The organism is Novosphingobium sp. 11B (assembly GCF_054589055.1).
Genome location: NZ_BAAILP010000276.1, coordinates 1,643 through 4,776, shown reverse-complemented (window position 1 = coordinate 4,776; position 3,134 = coordinate 1,643). Strand labels below are relative to the sequence as shown.

Annotated in this window: 4 protein-coding genes and 1 tRNA gene; 1 reads left to right on the top strand and 4 read right to left on the bottom strand. The window is 65.6% G+C overall.

What is annotated here, in order from left to right:
• Positions 1–109: 109 nt before the first annotated feature.
• From ACYPYD_RS23865 to ACYPYD_RS23850, 4 genes are all read right to left on the bottom strand, one after another.
• Positions 110–185: transfer RNA gene (locus ACYPYD_RS23865), tRNA-Lys, on the bottom strand.
• Positions 186–213: 28 nt separating this feature from the next.
• Positions 214–711, bottom strand: a complete 498-nt coding sequence (gene folK, locus ACYPYD_RS23860) for a 2-amino-4-hydroxy-6-hydroxymethyldihydropteridine diphosphokinase (RefSeq protein WP_459665920.1) — start codon at positions 709–711, stop codon at positions 214–216.
• A 33-nt stretch (positions 712–744) separates the two neighbouring features.
• Positions 745–1,626, bottom strand: coding sequence for an N-carbamoylputrescine amidase (aguB, locus tag ACYPYD_RS23855; RefSeq protein ID WP_459665919.1), 882 nt, complete (start codon positions 1,624–1,626; stop codon positions 745–747).
• A gap of 48 nt (positions 1,627–1,674) precedes the next feature.
• Positions 1,675–2,535 carry a class I SAM-dependent methyltransferase gene (locus ACYPYD_RS23850; protein WP_271181132.1) on the bottom strand — a complete coding sequence of 287 codons (861 nt, stop codon included), beginning with the start codon at positions 2,533–2,535 and terminating at the stop codon, positions 1,675–1,677.
• A gap of 121 nt (positions 2,536–2,656) precedes the next feature.
• On the opposite strand from ACYPYD_RS23850, the gene msrA reads away from it, so the two are divergent.
• Positions 2,657–3,134: peptide-methionine (S)-S-oxide reductase MsrA (msrA, locus tag ACYPYD_RS23845; protein WP_459665917.1), on the top strand; the 478-nt coding region annotated here is incomplete at its 3' end.

Sequence of the window (3,134 nt, the reverse complement as noted above, 5' to 3'; positions counted from 1 at the left end):
AAATACCCCTGGTCATCCCCGCGAAGGCGGGGATGACGGGTGCGGGAACGCAAAAAGGCCCCGCAGGCGGAACCTGCGGGGCCTTTTTCATGTCACGATGCGCGAAAGATGGTGAGCCCGACAGGATTCGAACCTGTGACCCGCTGATTAAAAGTCAGCTGCTCTACCTACTGAGCTACGGGCCCCCACTGAAGCGTACCGTGACGGTCGGGGTCACCTAGGGGCCATGCGCGGCTTGGTCAAGCGGGCACGCAACTGTCCGATGCTGAAGCCCGTCAAGGGATCGCGCCAGCGACCTGCGATCTTCGCCGCCGGGTCGAGCACGAAGCGCCGCTCGCGAAAGGCCGGATGGGGAATCACGAGGTCGTCGGCGGCGTACGCACCGCCGTTCCACAGCACGATGTCGAGGTCGAGCACCCGCGCGCCCCAGGGCTTGCCCATGCGGCGGCGGCCGAACTTGTGCTCGATCTTCTGCAGCTTGTGGAGAAGTTCGTCCGGCTCGCGCTTGGAGCGCACCAGCGCCACGGCATTGGCATAGCGGCGGCGCGAGGGGCCGAGCGGCGCGCTCTCGATCACCGGAGAGGCCGCGAGCAGTTCCAGCTTGCCGTGGTCGAGCGCCTTCAGCGCGGCGCCCAGCACCTTGCGCGGGCACCCGTGGCGGTGGTGGCGCATGTTGGACCCCAGCGCCACAAGATAGCGATGCTTGCCCATTGACGCCCCCCTCTTCGATCAGATGTGCGGCGCTCAGATATCCTGGGCAACGCGCGTATAAAGCTGCGGCCGCCGATCGCGGAAGAAGCCCATGCCCGCACGATGCGTCGCCGCGCGGTCGAGGTCCAGCGTTGAAACGAGGACGCCGGTTTCCTCGCGCCCGAATTCGGCGATAAAGTCGCCCCATTCGTCGGTGATGAACGAATGGCCGTAGAACGTCTGCGCGCTGCCGCACTCGGTTTCGGCGCCGATGCGGTTGGCGGCGATCACCGGCATGCAGTTGGACACCGAATGCCCCACCATCGCTCGGCGCCACATGCGGCTGGTGTCGAGCGTGGCGTCGTAGGGCTCCGAACCGATCGCGGTGGGATAGAACAGCAGTTCCGCGCCCATCAACGCCATGACGCGCGCGCATTCGGGATACCACTGGTCCCAGCACACGCCCACGCCGATGCGGGTTCCGAACAGGTCCCAGACCTTGAAACCGTCGTTGCCAGGGCGGAAGTAGTACTTTTCCTCGTAGCCCGGACCGTCAGGGATGTGGCTCTTGCGGTACGTGCCCATGATCTCGCCGTCGGCGCCGATCATGGCGAGGGTGTTGTAATAGTGATGCCCGTCACGCTCGAAGAAGCTGGTCGGGATCGCGACCTTCAGCTTCGCCGCCAGCGCCTTCATGGCGATGACCGAGGGATGCTCCAGCGTCGGGCGGGCAAGCGCGAACAGCGCCTCGTCCTCGGTCTTGCAGAAATAGGGGCCGGAGAACAGTTCAGGCGGCAGCACGACCTGCGCGCCCTTCCCGGCCGCTTCCTCCACCAATGCGGAGACGGCGGCGATGTTCTCGGCCTCGTCGGCGGAACCGAGGGCGAGCTGCAGGGCGGCGACAGTCAGCTGACGGGAGGGGATCTGGCGGGTCATGCGGCCCCAGTTATGGACTGGACCGCATGAAGTCCAGAGTTGGCCGTATCAGTCACGCTTGCGAAACAGCAGGGTCATGCGGTCGCTCTCGCCGATGGCCTGGTACTTCGCCTTGTCCTGCTCCTTGAGCGCGTAAGTCGGCGGCAGCGTCCAGACGCCGTCGGGCCAGTTCGCGGTATCCTTGGGGTTGGCGCTGATCTCCGACTTGCCGACGAGGTCGAAGCCGTTCACTTCCATGAAGCGGATCACGTCCGCCTCGCGCAGGTAGCCCTTCGAACCGTCCGTGTAGGAATAAGGCGCGTCGGCCTTGGCGCGGTGCTGCTCGATGCCGACGAGACCGCCGGGCTTGAGCAACCCGCGCATCGCCTTGATCTCGCTGTCGGCGATGTTCCAGTTGAACAGGTTGTGCATCATGCGCGGGATGACGATGACGTCGAAGGTGCCCTTCTCGGCCTCCGGCACCGCGTCGAGGGTATAGGCGGCGAACTTGTCCGCCGACATGCCGGTGAACTTGGCGACATCGGCAGGGTACTGGGCGGCGGCCTTGCGAATGCCGTCCTGCCTGTCCGCTTTGAAGGCCCCGCTGGTAGGGTCGAAGTAGAGGCCCACCAGATGCCCCTGCTGGCCGAGGTACAGGCCGAGGAAGCGCGAGTACCACTCCCCGCCCGGCGCATATTCGCCGACCTTCATCTGCGGGCCGACGCGGAAGAACGACAGCGTCTCGACCGGATGGCGCGCGGCGTCGCGGGCACGGTCGTCCTTGCGCAGCGGGCTGGCGGCGGCGAGTTCGAGCAGCGCCTCGCAGCCCTTGCAGGCTTCGACCGGGGCTTTCTTCTCGGCAGCCTGGACGGAGAGCGGAGCGGCGACGAGGCCGAGAAGCGAGGACAGGGTCAGCAGGGCGCGGCGCATCGGGTTCTCTCCACGTGGATTTGAAGCGGCGCCGAGACTAGCCGACAACAGGCCAATGACAAGCGGACACCGCGTACCTATCTACCTGCCAATCCTTTCGACTTGAGGACATGTGACGAAGATGGAAACGGCAATCGTAGCTGGCGGGTGCTTCTGGTGCACCGAAGCGGTATTCCGCGACGTTGTGGGCGTAAGCACCGTGGAAAGCGGCTATATCGGCGGCGCGGTGGAGAACCCCACCTACAAGGCAGTCTGCTCGGGCGAGACCGGGCATGCGGAGGCGATCAGGGTCACGTACGATCCTGCGGTGATCTCCTATGCCGAAATGCTCGACGTGTTCCTCGGCACGCACGATCCGACGCAGCTGAACCGCCAGGGCAACGACATCGGCACGCAGTACCGCTCGGCGATCTTTCCGCTGGACGATGCGCAGGCCGCAGAGGCTCCTGCCGCGATCGCCCGCTGGGACGCGGAGCATTCGGGCGAGAAGGCGGTCACCACGATCGAAGGCCCAGCCCCCTGGTATCCGGCCGAGGATTACCACCAGGAGTACTGGGACGGCGAAGGCCAGCGCAATCCGTACTGCCTCGCAGTGATCC